Genomic DNA, 257 nt, shown 5'->3' with positions numbered 1-257 from the left:
TGCAGCGGATGCGGTTATGTTCTGCCGGACATAAAGCTGTCAACAAGATATTGGGTCTGTCCTGAATGCGGTATTTACCATGACCGGGACATAAATGCAGCCCAAAACCTTGTTAATTATCTAGAGACGGCATAAGTCTTAGTACCACGAGTTCCGCGGGAATTTACGCCTGTGGAGACCGGCTCTGCGGCGGAACAGTCTTTGGACTGGTCTACGAGCACCCGGTCGTGGAAGCAGGAAGCCTTGAGTAGAGATAT

At 50.6% G+C, this 257-nt stretch carries 1 protein-coding gene; it reads left to right on the top strand.

Annotated elements, in window-relative coordinates:
• Window positions 1-135 (top strand): zinc ribbon domain-containing protein (locus KKC1_RS17375; RefSeq protein ID WP_143288682.1); only part of this gene is annotated, 135 nt, incomplete at its 5' end.
• Window positions 136-257: the final 122 nt, after the last annotated feature.

This window comes from Calderihabitans maritimus (assembly GCF_002207765.1).
Taxonomy (GTDB): Bacteria; Bacillota; KKC1; order Calderihabitantales; family Calderihabitantaceae; genus Calderihabitans; species Calderihabitans maritimus.
This window is presented reverse-complemented; position numbering and strand designations above follow the sequence as displayed.